Origin of the sequence: Pseudoxanthomonas helianthi (genome assembly GCF_017939625.1) — a bacterium.
Lineage (GTDB): Bacteria > Pseudomonadota > Gammaproteobacteria > Xanthomonadales > Xanthomonadaceae > Pseudoxanthomonas_A > Pseudoxanthomonas_A helianthi.
On record NZ_JAGKTC010000001.1, the window covers coordinates 549,106 to 565,714 of the forward strand.

Genomic DNA, 16,609 nt, shown 5'->3' on the forward strand with positions numbered 1-16,609 from the left:
ATCGAAACGTGAGCGCTGAGACCATTTCCGACATGGAGGCCGCACGGTTTTTCGCGTTGGCCCTCATCCATTCTCGTGCAACGCACTTGCAGGCCCTTGATCTTCCTGGCGCGTGGATTGGCTCCTCTCAAGACGGGCCGATTGGCCCCTTGGTCATGACCAATTTCACTGCTTCCCATGCGACGCGGCTGGTTTGCTAGCGCCTCCGCTTCCGGATGCAGTTGCATGCGGTTGAGAAGATTCGCAGCGAACCCCTGCCGGATTCCGTCGATCCCATCGACTTCAGGCGTGCGCTCGCGTTCATGTCCCTTCCACCCCGGAGCAAGGAACACATGCGCCGTTTCACCATCCCTGTTGCGCTGCTTTTGCTGACGCCGCTGTGTGCGCCGATTTCCATGGCGGCCTCGTGCAAAACCCCGGCGGACAAAGTCCTGGACACCTCGCTGCGCGCATTGGGGGGACGCAAGTTGCTGGAAGGAATCGACGCCGTCGAATTGCGGGCGAACGTCGCACGTAACCTGCTGGAGCAGTCCATCCGTCCGGAGGGACCCTGGATCCAGGATATGTACCAGCTGCAGCTTACGCTCGACTTCCGGCACGAACGTGCGCACGGCACCGAACGGCGAACCTCGCGCCTGGGCTGGCTGGCGCCGCCCGAACGACCCGCGGCACCGGTCGAGTACGTCGTCGCCGACGGCATCGCGGCGAACCGCGCCGGCGACAAACTGGTGCCTGCGAGGCAGTCCCTGGTCCAGGACATGCAGGAGCTGCTCGCGTTCAATCCGCTGCAAGTGTTGCTCACCGCAGCCCAGGCACCCGATGCGTGCCTGCGGGGCAACGAGATCCTGCATGGCACCGGGCAGGACATCGTCGCCTGGACCTGGCGCGACCTGAAGGTCCGCGTGCTCATCGACACGAACACCCATCTGCCGTCGGAAGTGGCCTGGTCGGGACCCCGCCCGCGCGACATCTTCTGGAATGCGTGGGGCGACGTGGACACCCGCATGCATTTCGAGAACTGGTCGCTGCGACCGAACGGTTTGCGAGTGCCATCGCAATGGTCGTACGTGCGCAATGGCTTGCCCGATCAGAGCTGGGAACTAGGCGCGCTCGAACTGGCCACGCACCTCGACCCGGCGACGTGGAACCTGCCCAGCACGTTGCGTGACGACATCGCACGTCTTCCTGCCGACGTCGACAGCATCCCGCTCGGATCCTCCCAGTCGCCTCCGGTCGAGATCGCACCCGGCGTGGTCCGGATTCCCGGCCGATGGGACGTGACCCTGGTCCGCCAGCACGATGGCGTCGTCGTCATCGAAGCGCCGATCGGCAACGGGTACTCGATCCGCGTGTTGCAGGAAGCCGCAAGCCGTTTTCCCGGCCTGCCGGTGAAGGCGGTGGTGACCACGTCCGATGCGTGGCCCCACATCGCCGGGCTGCGCGAATATGCCGCCCGCGGCATTCCGATCTACGCCCTCGATCTCAACGTCGCCGTCGTCGAACGCCTGCTGCGCGCTTCCCACGCCTCCCGGCCCGATTTGTTGCAGCGCGCGCCGCGTGGTGCCCGGCTGCACCCTATCGGCTCGCGCACAGCGATCGACAGTCGCGAGAACCGCGTCGAGCTGGTTCCGCTGCGCACGGCGGTCGGCGAGCGGCAGATGCTGGCGTGGCTTCCAGCAAACCGCCTCGTCTACACCAGCGACTTGGTCCAGCCCTCGGGGCCGAAGGACTGGTTCGCGCCGGAGATGCTGCTGGAGCTCCGGCAGCGGCTTGAAGCGGCGGATATCGCCCCGCGACACGCTTACGGCATGCACTACCCGCCCACGGCATGGAACGAAATGACCGGCTGGCTCGACGCCTATCTCGCCCCGGAACAGGACACGGTCGCGGCACCATGAGAGGAAATGCGCCCGGAATGCGAAGGCTGCCCACGATCATCAAATGGGCTTGCGTCGCGGGGCTGATTGGCTTTGTCGCTGGCGGGACATGGATAGTCCGGCTTCCGGAAGGTGTCGTCGCGACGGCCGCCGCGGTGCCCTTGGCCGAAAGCGCCGCGAGTCTGGTCCGGCTGCATCCGCCCAAGCGCCCCCAGCGTCCGGTGGTCGCGGTGATCGGCCTGAACGCAGGCACCGAAACCACGGATTACCTGATGCCCACGGGCATCCTGCGCCGCGCCGATGTCGCCGAAGTGAAGCTGGTCGCCGTCGAGGACAATCCCGTGAAACTGTATCCGGCGCTGAGCGTGCAACCGGATATGGACATCGCCGGGTTCGACGCCGAATATCCCGCCGGTGCCGACTACGTGATCGTCCCGGCGATGCGTCGCGACGACGATCCCGCCATTGCCGCCTGGCTGCGGGACCAGCAGCGAAGAGGCGCCATCCTCATCGGCGTATGCGCCGGCGCCAAGGTACTGGCCGCAGCGGGACTGTTAAGGAACCACCGGGCGACGACGCACTGGTTCTATCGCGACAAGCTGCGGCGAATCGATCCGTCGATTACCCTCGTGGCCGATCGCAGGTGGGTCGTCGAGCCAGGCTTGGCCACCACGACGGGAATCTCGGCATCCATGCCCATGGCCTTGACCCTGATCGAAGCCATCGCCGGCCGCGGCAAGGCCCTTGAGGTCGCGCGCAGCATCGGCGTCGAACACTGGGATGCCGGACATGCCAGCGCGGCGTTCCGGATGACGCGTCCCTTCGCCACCACGGTATTGGCCAACAGGCTCCGGTTCTGGCAACGGGATGAGCTCGAGATCGCGGTCGCGCCCGGGTTCGATGCCGTATCGCTGGCCATCGCCGCCGATGCATGGTCCCGCACGTATCGCTCCCGCGCGGTCGCGCGGGCGCCGGCCGGCGCGACACTGATCGACCGCGATGGCATCCGGGTACTGCCTGACGCCGTTGGACCCGCCGGAAAAAACGCCGAATACATCGACGCCCCCGGAATGGCCGCGCCCGCCGCCACGATCGACCGGACGCTCGCCGCCATCGCGGGCCGTTACGGAGACAAGACAGCGGATGTGGTCGCCATGCAGCTCGAATATCTTCCGCACTCGCCATGAACGGCCGGATCGTGACCGGGATTTGCGCGAGTCGCTTCGATGTAGCCCACCTTTCCCGTGCGAGTCATTGATCCCATGCCTGAAGCAAGCAGAGCCAGCTACGCACTCCCGGCGCTTGTCTACGTCCTGTTTATCGGCGTCACGTTCTTTCCCGACGTCCAACCCGTGTTGGTCAAGGCCTTTGGCAGCGGACCGTTCGGGCTTCCGGTGACACTCGTAGTCGCGTTGGCCCAGGCAGTCCTGTTGTTTCCGTTCGTATTCGCCATTCATCACTTCATGCGGATTGCCGAACAAGCCGCCCGGGATGGACACGGCATCGGCAAGGTCGGTTTGCTGGTTTACGCGATGACAGTCGGGCAGCGCCATCCACGATTGCGGAGGTCGCAGGTGTTTTCGCTGATGGGCCTGATTTACTTCGTGGCCCTGTGCGGCGCATGGATCGTGTACGCCGACGCGAGAGGCATCTAGCTGGCGGCTGCGCCTGCGTGTCGTCGTGTTACCCCCAGCGGGCAACGCCCACCTCCCCCGGTCGCCCCTCTCCGCCTCGCGAGCTTGGGCTTTTGGGAGATCAGCTGAACGTCAATCACGGAATAACGATTACCTAACGTTATCTCGCCAGCTTCTTTATGAGACCGTGCGTATTCAGCGCGTGGTTTTGCGACTGGAGAGACAAATGCCGAACGGTTCCAATCACCCTCGGTCGGCCATCGACGTCGAGGCGGAGCTGGCTTACTGGATGCGAGCGCTGCCCGAATGCGATTTCCATGATGGGGAGCCCTTCAGCAGATATGTGAAGAGTTTCAAGTTCGCGTACGACGCCTTTGTCCAGCACCAGGGAAGGCCACTGGACGAGCTCTGGGTCGCGCTCGAGGAGAGATACAAGACTCGAATGCCCGAGGGAGATCGACTTCCCTGGCCATCGATGAAACACCTGCTGCAGGCAGTGTGGAACAAGCTCGATGCTTCGCCCCCCGGAAATGCGACCCCGGCAGGTTCCCGCCGCTCTCCCGAAACGAATGACAGGCCCTCTCGCGCTTCTGGCGCGGTCGTTTTTGGGATCGGCCCGGGCTCGACCCAGGAATACCGCGATACGTAATACCGCCTGCAACCGACGGCCGGATGTTGCCAACGCTTACCGACAGTCTCACCTCTCGGTAACCCCACATCCGATCTAGTAACCACTCGTCGCTGGATGGAGAGCACGCCATGAACGAACAGCAGAACGAAATCGAAGGCTTGGAGAGGGCATTCTGGGACTCCCTGATCGCCGGCATGCCGGAAGTCGCCACGAACATGCTCACCGAGCCTGCCGTGGTGGTCAGCGGCCACGGCGCGAGGAAATTCGATCACGCCACCTATACCCGGATGGCCAGCGACGACAAGTACAAGCTGGTCAGCTACGCGATGTCGGATATGGACGTCATCTTCCCTCGAAAGGACGTTGCGATCGCGACCTACCGCGTGGACCAGAAGTTGGAGATGCAGGGAAAGCCGGTCCAGATGGATGTCTACGATACGTCCACGTGGGTGAAGATAGACGGGCAATGGCGATGCGTCATGCACACCGAAAGCACGGCCGAGCCAGCGCACTGATGCCTTGGCGCAGCCGGAGCGGCGCCTGGCTTTCCGGATGATCCATCTGAGCGGCGGCGCTCACGCTCGCGTCACCTATTCTGCCCCGGCCCGTTCAATCGCCATCGCGTCGCAGGTCTTGTTCGATCCGCTGCGTGCGACGCTGTGCCCAGGCATCGCGCACCAGTGCGTACTCGTCATAAGCCGTGCGCCTGGCCTCGTCCATGGGCAGGAGTCCGGCGCGCATATCGACGATCTCGAGCAATTGCAATGCGCCCGCCGCCTGCCCATCCTCGACGTATGCGAGGGGCGAAAGCCGCCGGTCCGCTGCGACGGCCGCGGCATCGCGCACCGTACGCGGACCCAGGAGCGGCATCACCAGATAGCGCGAATCACGCCAACCCCAGGTTGCGAGCGTCTGCCCGAAGTCCTCTTCATCGCGCTTCGGTATCCTCATGCGCGTCGCGGGGTCGAGCACGCCGACAATGCCGACAGTCGTGTTGACGGTGAATCGCCCCAACGACTGCAATGCATGAACGGGATGGCCTTGGAGCAGCTGGTTCAGCGCGGTCGCCGGCGTTCCCAGGTTGGAAAAGAAGCGCGATACGCCCGACCTCACCGGTGCCGGCACGGCGTTCGCATAGCCTTTGGCCAACGGCCGGAGGATGTATCGATCAAACAGGTTGTTGAACCGATGGATTCTCCGGTTGTATTTCTCCCATGGGTCGCGCAGGACGGCGTCCGTGTAAAGCGCATGGGCATCCTGCTCGACCTCGGGTAGTCCCCCGCCGTGCGACGAATCCGGTGGCTGACCCGCGGGCGCGACATCGATCATGAGCGAGTGAGCGACGGGTGTCCCCGCAGCGGCGGACGCGCCGATGCTTTCTTCTGGCACCACCGCCATTGCCGGTTCCAGCTCAACGGTTGGCAGCGGTGGAAGCGCGACGGGATCATCCGTCGTGTCGCCTTCCGCAACTTCCTGCACGACAGGTACGCCGCTGGTTTGACCCAGGTGACCGCCAGGGCTTGCGCAGCCACTGACGGCCAGGAAGGCTGCGGCGAACAAGAGGGAATTTGGAAACTGCATCGAGGCACTCCCGGTCTGTTCCATGGCTGGGCAGACAGGGTGAACCGGCGATGTCGCCAAAATGTCGTATTGCTTCCCGGCGTGGCGAACGCCCCGGAAATCCGGCTAAGGCGCGAAAGCGCTGGCGGTGACGTCCAGCGTGGCCCGGGTGCCGCCCGCAATGGCCGCATCGATCGAGAGCATCCAGCGGAAACGGTCGCATATGCGGCCGATCAGGAATAAGCCGAGCCCCTGTCCGCGAACGGGCGTCGATTGGCGCAGGCTGTCGCGATAACGCCGCGCCGCCTCGACCGGATCGAATCCGCTACCCGAGTCGGTCACCGAAACGACGCCGTTCTTCAACGACACCTCGACGTGACCCACTTCGGTGTTCTCGATCGCGTTGCGTATCAGGTTGCTTACGGCGATGCGTACCATCGATTCGGGCGCGGCGATGAAGGTGGGCTCCAGTTCGCCCACCCGCAACTCCGCACTCTTGCCGCGCAACAGGTGTTCGTGGTCGCCGACCAGGCGCGGAAGGAATTCGTGCAGCACGGTGACGTCGATCGGCCCGGAATCCGGTTCGCGTGCCAGGTACAGCAATGCAACCATCGTTTCCGACAGATCCTCGACCGCATGCTCGATCCGTTCCAGCGCAGGGCGCGATGCGTCAGGCAACCGGATCTTCTTGAGCACGTCGACCGCCCCCGCGATCACGGCGATGGGGGTCCTGAATTCGTGGCTGGCCTGGTCCAGCAGGCTGCGTTCCCGGTTGATGAACTGATCGACGCGTTCCAGATGCGCGTTGCTGGCCTGGGCGATCACCTGGATTTCTTCCCGCTTGTAGTCCGTCGGCAGCCGGGAGCCTCTGTCCTGGGGATCCATCGTCCGCATCCGGTTCGCCAGGTCCCGCACCGGCCGGACCAGGTTTGCGTGCAGCCACGCGATCGCTCCGCCGATGAGCAGGACGAGAAGGACCGCCCAGACGACGCTCATCATTGCATAGCGGTTTTGCTGGCTTTCCAGCTTCTCGATATCGATCACCGTGACGAGCCGGCCCGCCGGGAGCGCGACGACCCGTGCATGGAAGGCGCCGGTGCCGCGGAAGTCCGGAACCTCTTTGAAAAAGCTTCTGTAGCTGCCCTCCGTCGAATAGTTGCCGGGCGGCAGCTTGGCCAGGTAAGCCGGTAGGTGTGGCGGCCCGCTTCCATTCTCCACGTACCAGGATCGGACGATGCCTTCGCTCGGCAGGGAGCCGCTTCGGCCTTCGCGCACCCGTGCCGCATGGTCCGCGGACACGGATTCCAGCAAGTCGACCCAGTAGGGGTGCATGACCAGGAGCTGGCCGCTGATGCTCTGGGCAGCCAATGCCACCAACGCGACGAACCCGAACAAGATCAGGGCGACGCTGATCCACCAGTGGACGCCGTGCGGCTTGCCGATCTTGGGCATGGTCCTATCCGAGGTCGCAGAGCCTGTAGCCGGCCCCCGGAACGGTATGCAGGAGCGGCCTCTCCGCATCCGAATCGATCGCCCGGCGAATCACGTGCATGTGCGAGCGCAGCAGGTCGTTCCCGGGCGGATGGTCTCCCCACGCCGCCCGCTCCAGACGTGGCCTCGTCACCACGTTCGGACTTTCCCTCATGAGCAGCTCCAGCAGCCGATGTCCGATCCGGGTCAAGGCGATCTTCCTTCCCGCGCGCCGGATCTCCATCGTTCCCATGTGGTACTGGAGATCGCCGACCACGAGGATGTCGTCTGGAACAGCGGACTGCTTGAGGCGGGAAACCAGCGATCTCAGGCGTACCTCGATCTCGGGCAGGGCGACCGGTTTCACCAGGAAATCGTCCAGACCCGAATCGAATCCATCTATCTTGTCGCCCAGCTGATCCCGCGCGGTCAACATGATGACGGGAACCCGCTTCTTCGCTTCGCGCCGCAACCTCCGCAGCACCGTCAGTCCATCCAGGCGGGGAAGGTTCCAGTCGAGCACGATCGCGTCGTAGTCCCTGGACGATGCCAGGTGCAGCCCGGACAAGCCGTCCGGCGCGGCATCCAGACTGTGCCCGCACGCCTCCAGATAGTCGTAGAGGTTGGCTGCCAGTTGCGCGTTGTCCTCGACGATGAGGATCGACAGGGATGCTTTATTCACGGCCGGTTCGCCTGCAATGATCACCTGCTCCAGGATCGTTCGCGATATGTCGGAAGTAGCGTCGGTCACCAGGAATGTCGCCGACTTGCATGGCGAGCGACCGACTCTAGCACCTTGCCAACCGTGGCCACCAAGGATGGCTTCCCGGATTCCTGCCGCGAAGCCGTTTGCCGAACCGCGACGAACGCGCGGTGCCACCGCCGCCGTTTTCCCACCGGCGCGATGATGTGGCGCGGATGTCGTGGAAATGTCGCATGCGGCATGTTTCGCAAAGACCAGACATGCCGCCGGCCTTGCGTGGTTCGACTGCATCCTTGCCAGGCGATGCCTGGCCAGGACGACAAGCTACCGCGGTGGCGGAACGGAAATGCCCGCTTCGGTCTGCAATACGGGCTTCATGCTCCCGTCGGCGTTGTATTGCAGATACTCGACGGTGACCGCGCGCCTGCCGATGGCGCCGTTCTGGTCGCCGATGGCGAGCGTGGCGTTGTGCAGGAACAGGTACCAGCGGCCCTTGAACTCGGCGATGCCGGGATGGATGGTGAAGCTGTACTTGCCCGAGCCGGTCAGTTCGCCGCGGTAGGTCCAGGGTCCCCGGATCGACGGCGCGGTCGCATAGGACACCTTCTCGTCGCGGTGCTTGGCGCGATCGAGCGAGGCGTAGGTCAGGTAATACATCGCACCCCGCTTGTGCAGCCACGGGCCCTCTTCGAAGTGCGGCGGCGTGATATCGGTGATCGGACCGTCGATCTCGATCATGTTCGGCTTCAGCCTGGCGATGTAGCACTGGCGATTGCCCCATGCGATCCAGGTGGTGCCGTCGTCGTCGGTGAACACGGTCGGATCGATGTCTTCCCGACTGTGGGTGCCCTTGGGCGTCATCTCGTTGGTGATCAACGCCGAACCCTTCGCATCGACGAACGGGCCCGTCGGGCTGTCCGATACGGCGACGGCGATGGCCTTGCCCGGATGCGTATCGTCGTGCTCCACGGCGGCGTAGAACCAGAACCTGCCGTTCTTTTCGATCACCTGCGACGCCCAGGCATCGGCCTTGGCCCAGGCGAAGTCCTTCACCTTCATGATCGGGCCGTGGTCGACCCAGGTCGCCATGTCCGCGGTCGAGTAGACCAGCCACTCGCGCATGTTGAACATCTCGTCGCGCTGCGCTTCGTCGTGGCCCACGTAGAGATAGAGCCGGTCGCCCACCACGAGCGGGGCGGGATCGGCGGTGAACTTGTCGCGGAACAGCGGATTCGACCGCGGTGTGGGGGCCGACGGCTCCTGCCCGAACGCTTCGCATACCCATGGCAGCATCAGCACGGCGGCAAGGCATGCGGCGAACGCGAGGCGATACGGTGTCATGGCGCCTGCTCCTTCGTGCGGATGCGGTTGCCCTTCCCCGCCTGTTCCAGCCAGCCGTGCATCTTCATCCATGCCGCGAAGGCGTCGAACCAGCCGGTGCTCGTCGTCGGCTTGGCATACATGCCGAAGCCGTGCCCGCCCTGCTCGTACAGATGGAATTCGACGGGCCGGCGCGCCGCACGCCAACGCTCGATCAGGCCGAATCCGCCATCGGCGAACAGGCCGTCGTCGGCGGCGATCGCGACGAACAGCGGCGGCGCATCGGACGGTACGTCGAGCGGCGCCAGGGGTCCATAGATGTTGCCGATGAAGGCCGGCCTGGCGTCTTCGCCGGCGAGTACGGTGGCCAGCGTCAGCATGCCACCCGCGGAGAAACCGACCATGCCGATGCGCTGCGGATCGACGCCCCATGCCTCCGCGCGACCGCGCACGAGCGCGAACGCGGCGCGCGCATCGGCGATCTGCGGAGCGAGCTGCGGGATCGAGGCCGCCGGATCGATCCGGTGCGCGGGCGCCGGGCCGGAAAGCATCTCGCGCATGGAGCGCGCGAAACCGTCCAGGTCGGCGGGCGTCGGTTGCAGCCGGTACTTCAGCACGAAGGCGGCCACGCCACGGTCGGCCAGCGCGCGCGCCACGTCCCAGCCTTCGTTCTGCATCGAGAGCGAACGGAAGCCGCCGCCGGGCGCGACGATCACGGCCGTGCCAGTGGCCTTGGCCGGATCCGGCAGGAACGGGGTGAGCGTGGCCACGCTGACGTTGCGCGCGAACACGCTGCCGTACTGGCGATGCCAGGCTTCCGCCTGCGGCGCCGCCGGCCCTGGTCCGGTGCCGAGCACGATCGCAGTCGGCTGATCCGGCGTGGCGATGGCGGTCATCGCATCGTCCTGGGCGTGGGCTGCAACGCACATCCACGATAGCGCCGCCAGGGCGATGCGCTGGATGGGGGTCATGCGGGTGCGACTGGGGCGCATCGTGGTTCTCCTGCGGTAATCAGGAAACAGCGTGGTCGGCCTTGCTACGCGCCGCCACGCACTCGTCGTCCGCGCACCATGCGAGCTCGAAGGCAAGGCGGAGGTGCTGCCCCGGCTGCAACACGTGCGGCGCAAGCGTGAATGCATCGGGCGGGCCGGTCTGCGGCTCGACGCAGGTCGCATGGGCGTCCGCGTCGTACACCACCCAATGATCGGTATCGGCCTGCAGGCGTATGCGCTGGTCCCCGCGTGCGAGCGCGATCTCGCCCTCCGCCACAAAACAGTCGTCCCAGGGACCGGCCACCGGCGGCACGCGCGGCAGCGTGGCGATGCCTTCCGCGTCCCGCGGATACATCGCCGCAGGCGCGAAGGTCAGACGGTCAGGCTTGCGGAACCAGGGATGCCAGCCCAGCACCGCCGGCATTGCGCAGTCGCCGGCCTGCACGGCAAGCTCGAGGTACAGGCGGTCTTCCAGCAGCCGCACCGATTGCGTCGTGGTGCCCCCGAACGGCCAGTAGTCGTCGTGCGGAAGCGCCAGCGAGAGGGCGGCGCTGTCGGCCTCCAGCGTGTCGATCCGCCAGGGCCGGGAGAAGCCGATGCCATGGATCGCGTGGCCACCGAAGTTCACCGGCAATGCATACGCACGGCCATCCAGATCGAAACGTCCACCGCGCACGCGTCCCGCCCAAGGCACCATCGGATAGCAGCCCCAGGCGATGGCGGCGGGCGCGACGTCGTCGGGCTCCACCAGCCAGTCCACGCCCGCGAAGCGGATCTGTGCGATGCGCCCGCCGGCTTGCGGCGCCAGTGCGACCTCCAGCTGGCCACGCCGGAGCCACGACAGCGGCCCCGGCGGCATCGGCGCCAAGGCGTCGTTCCGCGGCTCGGGCGAGGGATCAGCCGCCATAAGGGTCGATGGTAGCGATCTGCCCATTCGCATCATGTTGCAGCGGCGTGCATTTCACGGTGCGCAGGTGGGTGACGCCGCCGGAGAACAGTGCATCGTGATAGAAGAGGTACCACTGCCCTTCGAAGGCGCAGATCGAATGGTGGGTGGTCCAGCCCACTACCGGATTCAGGATCACGCCCGCGTAGGTGAAAGGCCCGTAGGGGCTGTCGCTGACCGCATAGCACAACAGGTGCGTGTTGCCGGTGGAATACGACAGGTAATACCTGCCGTCGTACTTGTGTACCCATGGCCCTTCGAAGAACCGGCGCGCATGGTCGTCGGCGTGCAGAGGTTCCCCGTGTTCGTCGAGGATCACGATCTCGCGCGAAGGCTCGGCCAGCCGCGTCATGCCGGCGTCCAGGCGCGCAATGCGCGGACCGAGTGCAGGCGCTCCGCCGACGGGCTCTGCATGCGCTTCGTCGTACCGGTTGTCGCGGTACTTCTGCAGTTGCCCGCCCCAGATGCCGCCGAAATAAAGATAGTGCGCACCGTCGTCGTCCTCGAACACGGCGGGGTCGATCGAATAACTGCCTTCGATCGGCTCCGGCTCGGCGGCGAACGGACCTTCGGGACGATCGGCGACGGCCACGCCGATGCGGAACAGTCCGTGCGCATCCTTGGCGGGGAAGTACAGGTAATAACGACCGTCGCGACTTGCGGCGTCCGGTGCCCACATCTGCCGGTCCGCCCACGGCACGTCGCGCACGTGCAGGGCGACGCCGCAATCGGTGACCTCGCCTTGGGGCGAGTCCATCCTCAGCACGTGGTAGTCCTCCATGCCGAAATGTCCGCCTTCGTCGTCGAACGGCGCACCGGCATCGATGTCGTGCGAGGGATAGATGTAGAGGCGCCCTTCGAACACGTGCGCTGACGGATCGGCCGTGTAGATGTGGGTCACCAGGGGCTTGGAGATCTCGTGCGCCGACAGTTGCGCCAGGTCGGCGCCGGGCGTCGGGTTTTCGTCGTGCGTCTGGATGTCGGTCATGGGCGAAGTACCGGGAATCACGCGGTCGCATCCGCGGCGCGGCGGCGTTGGCCGAGTTCGTGTTCGATCCGCGTCTCCATCCGCTTGTCGATCTCGTAGATGAAAAGCAGCGCCACGCAGGCCAGGAACGGCAGCGAGGCGTACACGCTCACCGCCAGGCGGATGCCCTGCACCGTCTGCTCGGCCTGCGCCGGCAGGTCGGGGTCGTAGCCGTAGTGGGCCAGGATCGCCGCGACCAGCGCGCCGCCGATGCTCAGGCCCAGCTTCAGCCCGATCAGGATCGCCGAGAACACGATCGCGGTGGCGCGGCGGTGGTTCTTCCATTCCGACCAGTCGGCCACGTCGGCCACCATCGCCCACAGCAGCGGGATGGTGATGCCGTACAGGAAGCCGTGCAGCAGCTGCGCGAGCATCGCCAGCCCGACCGACCGCGGCGACAGGAACAGGAACGCCAGCAGGCACAGCGTGGACAGCAGCAGGAACACGCCGAACACGTTGCGCTTGCCGTAGCGATCGGCCAATGGCTTGGAGAAGCCGATGCCGACGATCATCAGGATGATGCCGCCGCCGTTGAACAGGCTCAGCGCCGAGGTCGGCGCGTCCTTCGGCCACTGGAATTCGGTCAGGCCCAGGCCGGTCAGCAGCGAGTTCAGCCCGGCGATGAAACCGTTGAAGCCGATGTCCTGCAGGTACGTGGCCAGCGCCGTCTCGTCCAGGTAGTACTTGAAGTAGTACACGTACATGCCGCCCTTCAACGCCAGAGTGACGAACACCAGGATGGTCAGCGCCAGCATCACCTGCCACGGACGGTTGCGCGCCAGGTCGCCCAGGTCCTGACGGACGCTCGACTTCTGCGCCGCTTCCGGCACCACGCGCTCCTTGGTGGTGAAGAAAGTGATCAGGAAGCACACCGTGCCTGCCATCGCGAACAGCGCCATCGTGTTGTGGAACCCTTGCACCTTGTCGCCGCCGCCGAGGATCAGCACCAGCGGCAGCAGCAGCGCCTGGATCACGAACTGCGCGACCATCACCGCGACGAAGCGGTACGACGACAGGCTGTTGCGTTCGGCCATGCTGCCGGTGATCACGCCCGACAGCGCCGAATACGGCAGGTTGTTGGCCGCATACACCGCCACCAGCAGGGTGTAGGTGGCCAGCGCGTAGAACACCTTGCCGCTTTCGCCCAGGTCCGGCGTGCTGAACGCCAGCAGCGAGAGCACGCCGAACGGGATCGCGGTCCACAGGATCCACGGCCGGAACTTGCCCCAGCGCGTGCGCGTGCGGTCGGCGACCAGGCCCATCACCGGGGTGAACACGAACGCGCCGAGCAGGCCGCCGGCGAAGATCACCGTGCTCGCGGTGCCGGCGGGGATCCGGTACACATCGGTGTAGAAGAAGGCGAGGAAGGTGACCAGGGTCTGGAAGATCAGGTTCGCCGCCAGGTCGCCCAGGCTGTAGCCGATCTTTTCGACAACCGAAAGTTTTTCCGGAGTGCTGTTCATGACCACCGCTGCAGGTTTTGCGTAGGGACCGGAGATCGGCGCGAGCCGCTCCCGGACAAGGCGCGGGCCGCGCCGGCGTCACGCCGGAACGGGCCGCGGTGTTTGCCTGTTATTACTGCATCCTCCACCGCGCCGATACGGGGCCCGGTTCGGTCTTGCGGTCCGGTCGGATTGCGGAAAGCGCGAACCCTTCGAATCCCCGCCTACCGGAGTGAATGTTAGCGCTACCATATTTTCTTCCGCACGCTGCAAAGCAGCAATCGGCAGTGCCTCCTTATGGGCCGCGATCACTCTTTCGCCAGCAGCTCCTGCACTGCATTGGCCAGGTACAGGTAGCTGCCGCCCAGGTCCACCACGTACTCGTTCTGGCCCCAGAAGAATGGCCAGTTGGTGCGGTTTTCCGGCAGGTCCGGCGGCAGCACCAGCACGCCGGGCACCACGCCGCCGGCGATGTAGGAGAAATCGGCGCGGTTCATGCCGTAGGCGACCAGCTGCGATTTCGCGCCAACCGCGGAGACGAAGGAATGGTCCCCACCGGGATGCGTGCCGAACAGATAGTCCAGGCCGCGATACACATCCGCGCGGTCGAGCAGGTCCGGGAAGGCGCGGCGCAGGTAGTCGTTGGCGATGGCCTGCGTCACCACGGCGGCGTTGCCGGCCCAGCCGGCACGGGTGACGATCACGCCGAAGGGGTTTTCCTGCTGGCTCTTGCGCAGCCCGACGACATAGGCCTGCGCCAGTTCGCGCAGCTTCGCCTTGTAGCCGGCATCCATCATCGGCAGCGCGCGCACCGCGATCGCCACGTTGTCGCCGAAGAAGCGCGTGCCCACTTCCGGCAGCAAGGCCGCCACGCGCCTGGCGTACTTGTCCTGCTTCGTGGCCTGCAGCAGTTCGACCGCGGCCTTGAATTCCTCGTCGGCCAGAGGCCCGCCGGTGGTGTTGCCGAATTTGAACGTGTACGGCGGGCGCGACTGCTCCTCGTCCCACACCTTCTGCGCCGTGCGCAGCGCCTCGTCCGCCAGCGCATCGTCGTAGCCGCGCAGCGCGCGGCTGGCGGCCGCCAGCGCCGCGGCCGAACCGTAGTCCAGCGCCGAGGCGCGGGTGGTGAAGGCCCAACGGTCGTCGAATTCGCCGCTGCGCTCGCCTTCGCGCCGAGTCACCAGTTGCTCTGGCGATGGCGACTGCGTGATGGGCACGAACATCCTCCCGGGATGGCGCTGCGCTGCGTGCGGATCGAGCGACTTGTCGTAGACCAAGCCGTCAGTCTTGCTCAGCGCGTCGCCCAGGTGCGGGTACTGGTACAGGTGCGCCTCGACGATGCCGTGGATGGCATGACCGACGGTGCGGTATTGCGCCAGCAGGTAGCGGGTGCCGTGTTCGATCTGCTGGAGCAGGTCGGGCTTGCCGTCGGGGCGGTGCAGTTCGACGTAGCGCGCCTGCTGGCTGACCGTGGTGGTGTCGCGCTGCGGCCGGAACCGCTCCCAGGTCTGCACCAGCATGCCGACCAGGTGGTACTGGGTCTGGGTGCGGATGTCGAAATCGCCGGCATCGAGCCAGCCGCCGACGTTGAGGCCGGGAATGTGCTCGAAGGGCGCGGACTTCGTATCCGTCTGCGCGCCCATCGCATACAGGTCGAAGTGTTCGTAGTTCGGCGGCGCTTGCAGCGCGTCGTCCAGATGCGAGGCGCCGTGCCAGGTGCGATAACCCTCGCGCACGCGTACGTGGTCCATCTGCACCGGCAGGTACACGTCCAGGGTGGAATGCCACACGTCGGCATAGACGTCGGCGTCGATGCGGAACGGGTCGCCGCGCTGCGCACCGTAGTCCACGCGATAAAGGCCGGGTTCGCGTACCTGGGAGAAATCGAAGCGCAGATAGTTGTAGCGCAGCCAGCGGCCCCAGGCCGTGGCTGGGCCTTCGAACACAGTCTTCTCGCTACCGTCGGCTTCGATCTTGACCAGCCGCGCGCTGCGCTGCGGCGTGTCGTTGCGGTCGAGCTCGATCACCGCGATCTTGTCCTGCGCCGGGTGGTAGCCGACCTGGGAATGGGCGATCACCGGCGCGCGCAACCAGTCCGGCACGGTGTTGGCGTTAACCTGCCATTCGATCACCTTGCCGGTCCTGCCCGCCGGCAGCGGGCTGCGCAGCACGTACCAGCCGTTCTGCGCCTTGTTGCGGCCGTCGTACAGCTGCAGCATGGTCTCGCCGCGGGCCTGCACGGTGACGCGGCGCAGCGGATCTTCCGGCGCCAGCACGATGCGCTTGCCGCTGGCGATGGCGCGCGGTTCGGTCGCGCCGTCCGCATCGGCGTCCATCAAGGCCGACGGATGGCGCGGGAACAGTCCGGTCTTGCCGTCGACCAGGTAGCTCTTGCCGAAATACGCCACCGGCACGAATTCCAAGTTGAAGCCGGCACGGCCTTGCAGCGCTTTGGGCAGCGGCTTGTCCAGCAGCACGCGCACTGTCACGCCGTCGCCGCCACCCTGCACTTCGATGCGATAGTCGAAATCGAACTGCGGGTAGCGCATCCGGGTTTCGATGCGCTGGTGCGCGGCGTCAACCTTGCGTTCGACCAGTTCGGCGATCGCATCCCACTGCTCCGGGGTGCGGTTGAGGCGCACGTCGCCGTTGGTGGCGGTGCGCTCGCCGTGGTGCACCAGCTCGATGCCGCCGGTCTTGGCGTCGTTGAACAGGCCGCCGGGGGTGTTCGCGAACACCAGCACCTCGGCACCGCGCGCCTCGAAATAGTCCTGCGCGTTCAGGCGCAGGTCCTGCGCCTGGATCGGCGCGGAGAGCAACAGGGCCATCCACAGCATCGCGTTGATGTTGCGCATCGTTTCGTCCGGTTCGTGGCTGTTCCGAATTCGCGGCGCCACACGGCCGGGCGCATGCGGCATGGCGCGCGCCGCCGCATGAGCACGACACATTGTTAGCGCTATCATTCGGCTGCGATGATGCCGTTTTCCGGCGAAAATGCTTGCTGCAG

General features: G+C 65.7%; 14 protein-coding genes. 5 read left to right on the forward strand and 9 right to left on the reverse strand.

Features of this window, described 5'->3' with window-relative positions; all coding sequences use genetic code 11:
- Positions 1-215 precede the first annotated feature (215 nt).
- From J5837_RS02655 to J5837_RS02675, 5 genes are all read left to right on the forward strand, one after another.
- The gene (locus tag J5837_RS02655) at positions 216-1,898 is read left to right on the forward strand and encodes an MBL fold metallo-hydrolase (protein ID WP_210535169.1); all 1,683 of its coding nucleotides are present in this window, start codon (positions 216-218) and stop codon (positions 1,896-1,898) included.
- Positions 1,899-1,915: 17 nt separating this feature from the next.
- Positions 1,916-3,064, forward strand: a complete 1,149-nt coding sequence (locus tag J5837_RS02660) for a DJ-1/PfpI family protein (protein WP_210535170.1) — start codon at positions 1,916-1,918, stop codon at positions 3,062-3,064.
- A 75-nt stretch (positions 3,065-3,139) separates the two neighbouring features.
- Positions 3,140-3,532: a hypothetical protein gene (locus J5837_RS02665; RefSeq protein WP_210535171.1), complete on the forward strand. Its 393-nt coding sequence runs from the start codon at positions 3,140-3,142 to the stop codon at positions 3,530-3,532.
- A 205-nt stretch (positions 3,533-3,737) separates the two neighbouring features.
- Positions 3,738-4,160, forward strand: coding sequence for a hypothetical protein (locus tag J5837_RS02670; protein ID WP_210535172.1), 423 nt, complete (start codon positions 3,738-3,740; stop codon positions 4,158-4,160).
- Positions 4,161-4,270: 110 nt separating this feature from the next.
- On the forward strand, positions 4,271-4,657 hold the full coding sequence (locus tag J5837_RS02675; RefSeq protein WP_210535173.1) for a nuclear transport factor 2 family protein: 387 nt from the start codon (positions 4,271-4,273) through the stop codon (positions 4,655-4,657).
- Between the two features lie 94 nt (positions 4,658-4,751).
- Here J5837_RS02675 and J5837_RS02680 read toward each other — a convergent pair whose 3' ends face one another.
- The 9 genes from J5837_RS02680 to J5837_RS02720 form a co-directional block, all read right to left on the reverse strand.
- Positions 4,752-5,723, reverse strand: a complete 972-nt coding sequence (locus tag J5837_RS02680) for an MlaA family lipoprotein (RefSeq protein WP_210535174.1) — start codon at positions 5,721-5,723, stop codon at positions 4,752-4,754.
- A 105-nt stretch (positions 5,724-5,828) separates the two neighbouring features.
- Positions 5,829-7,154 (reverse strand): sensor histidine kinase, encoded by a 1,326-nt coding sequence (locus tag J5837_RS02685; RefSeq protein WP_210535175.1) that lies wholly within the window; start codon positions 7,152-7,154, stop codon positions 5,829-5,831.
- Between the two features lie 4 nt (positions 7,155-7,158).
- A complete protein-coding gene (locus J5837_RS02690; protein WP_210536112.1) occupies positions 7,159-7,839 on the reverse strand; it encodes a response regulator transcription factor in 681 nt (226 codons plus the stop codon).
- 360 nt (positions 7,840-8,199) lie between these two features.
- Positions 8,200-9,216 carry a glycoside hydrolase family 43 protein gene (locus tag J5837_RS02695; protein WP_210535176.1) on the reverse strand — a complete coding sequence of 339 codons (1,017 nt, stop codon included), beginning with the start codon at positions 9,214-9,216 and terminating at the stop codon, positions 8,200-8,202.
- On the reverse strand, positions 9,213-10,187 hold the full coding sequence (locus J5837_RS02700; protein WP_210535177.1) for an alpha/beta hydrolase: 975 nt from the start codon (positions 10,185-10,187) through the stop codon (positions 9,213-9,215). The genes J5837_RS02695 and J5837_RS02700 overlap by 4 nt, the downstream gene beginning before the upstream one ends.
- 19 nt (positions 10,188-10,206) lie before the next feature.
- The gene (locus J5837_RS02705; RefSeq protein ID WP_210535178.1) at positions 10,207-11,094 is read right to left on the reverse strand and encodes an aldose epimerase family protein; all 888 of its coding nucleotides are present in this window, start codon (positions 11,092-11,094) and stop codon (positions 10,207-10,209) included.
- On the reverse strand, positions 11,084-12,121 hold the full coding sequence (locus J5837_RS02710; protein WP_210535179.1) for a glycoside hydrolase family 43 protein: 1,038 nt from the start codon (positions 12,119-12,121) through the stop codon (positions 11,084-11,086). The genes J5837_RS02705 and J5837_RS02710 overlap by 11 nt, the downstream gene beginning before the upstream one ends.
- A gap of 17 nt (positions 12,122-12,138) precedes the next feature.
- Positions 12,139-13,623 (reverse strand): MFS transporter, encoded by a 1,485-nt coding sequence (locus J5837_RS02715; RefSeq protein ID WP_210535180.1) that lies wholly within the window; start codon positions 13,621-13,623, stop codon positions 12,139-12,141.
- 287 nt (positions 13,624-13,910) lie between these two features.
- Positions 13,911-16,457, reverse strand: coding sequence for a glycoside hydrolase family 9 protein (locus J5837_RS02720; RefSeq protein WP_210535181.1), 2,547 nt, complete (start codon positions 16,455-16,457; stop codon positions 13,911-13,913).
- Between the last annotated feature and the right edge of the window lie 152 nt (positions 16,458-16,609).

Excerpts from the sequence above, each read along its gene's own strand:
- J5837_RS02655 (WP_210535169.1), top strand. The coding sequence starts at position 216 with ATGCAGTTGCATGCGGTTGAGAAGATTCGCAGCGAACCCCTGCCGGAT.
- J5837_RS02675 (WP_210535173.1), top strand. The coding sequence starts at position 4,271 with ATGAACGAACAGCAGAACGAAATCGAAGGCTTGGAGAGGGCATTCTGG.
- J5837_RS02665 (WP_210535171.1), top strand. The coding sequence starts at position 3,140 with ATGCCTGAAGCAAGCAGAGCCAGCTACGCACTCCCGGCGCTTGTCTAC.
- J5837_RS02700 (WP_210535177.1), bottom strand. The coding sequence starts at position 10,187 with ATGCGCCCCAGTCGCACCCGCATGACCCCCATCCAGCGCATCGCCCTG.
- J5837_RS02710 (WP_210535179.1), bottom strand. The coding sequence starts at position 12,121 with ATGACCGACATCCAGACGCACGACGAAAACCCGACGCCCGGCGCCGAC.
- J5837_RS02660 (WP_210535170.1), top strand. The coding sequence starts at position 1,916 with ATGCGAAGGCTGCCCACGATCATCAAATGGGCTTGCGTCGCGGGGCTG.
- J5837_RS02715 (WP_210535180.1), bottom strand. The coding sequence starts at position 13,623 with ATGAACAGCACTCCGGAAAAACTTTCGGTTGTCGAAAAGATCGGCTAC.
- J5837_RS02695 (WP_210535176.1), bottom strand. The coding sequence starts at position 9,216 with ATGACACCGTATCGCCTCGCGTTCGCCGCATGCCTTGCCGCCGTGCTG.
- J5837_RS02705 (WP_210535178.1), bottom strand. The coding sequence starts at position 11,094 with ATGGCGGCTGATCCCTCGCCCGAGCCGCGGAACGACGCCTTGGCGCCG.
- J5837_RS02680 (WP_210535174.1), bottom strand. The coding sequence starts at position 5,723 with ATGCAGTTTCCAAATTCCCTCTTGTTCGCCGCAGCCTTCCTGGCCGTC.
- J5837_RS02685 (WP_210535175.1), bottom strand. The coding sequence starts at position 7,154 with ATGCCCAAGATCGGCAAGCCGCACGGCGTCCACTGGTGGATCAGCGTC.
- J5837_RS02720 (WP_210535181.1), bottom strand. The coding sequence starts at position 16,457 with ATGCGCAACATCAACGCGATGCTGTGGATGGCCCTGTTGCTCTCCGCG.
- J5837_RS02670 (WP_210535172.1), top strand. The coding sequence starts at position 3,738 with ATGCCGAACGGTTCCAATCACCCTCGGTCGGCCATCGACGTCGAGGCG.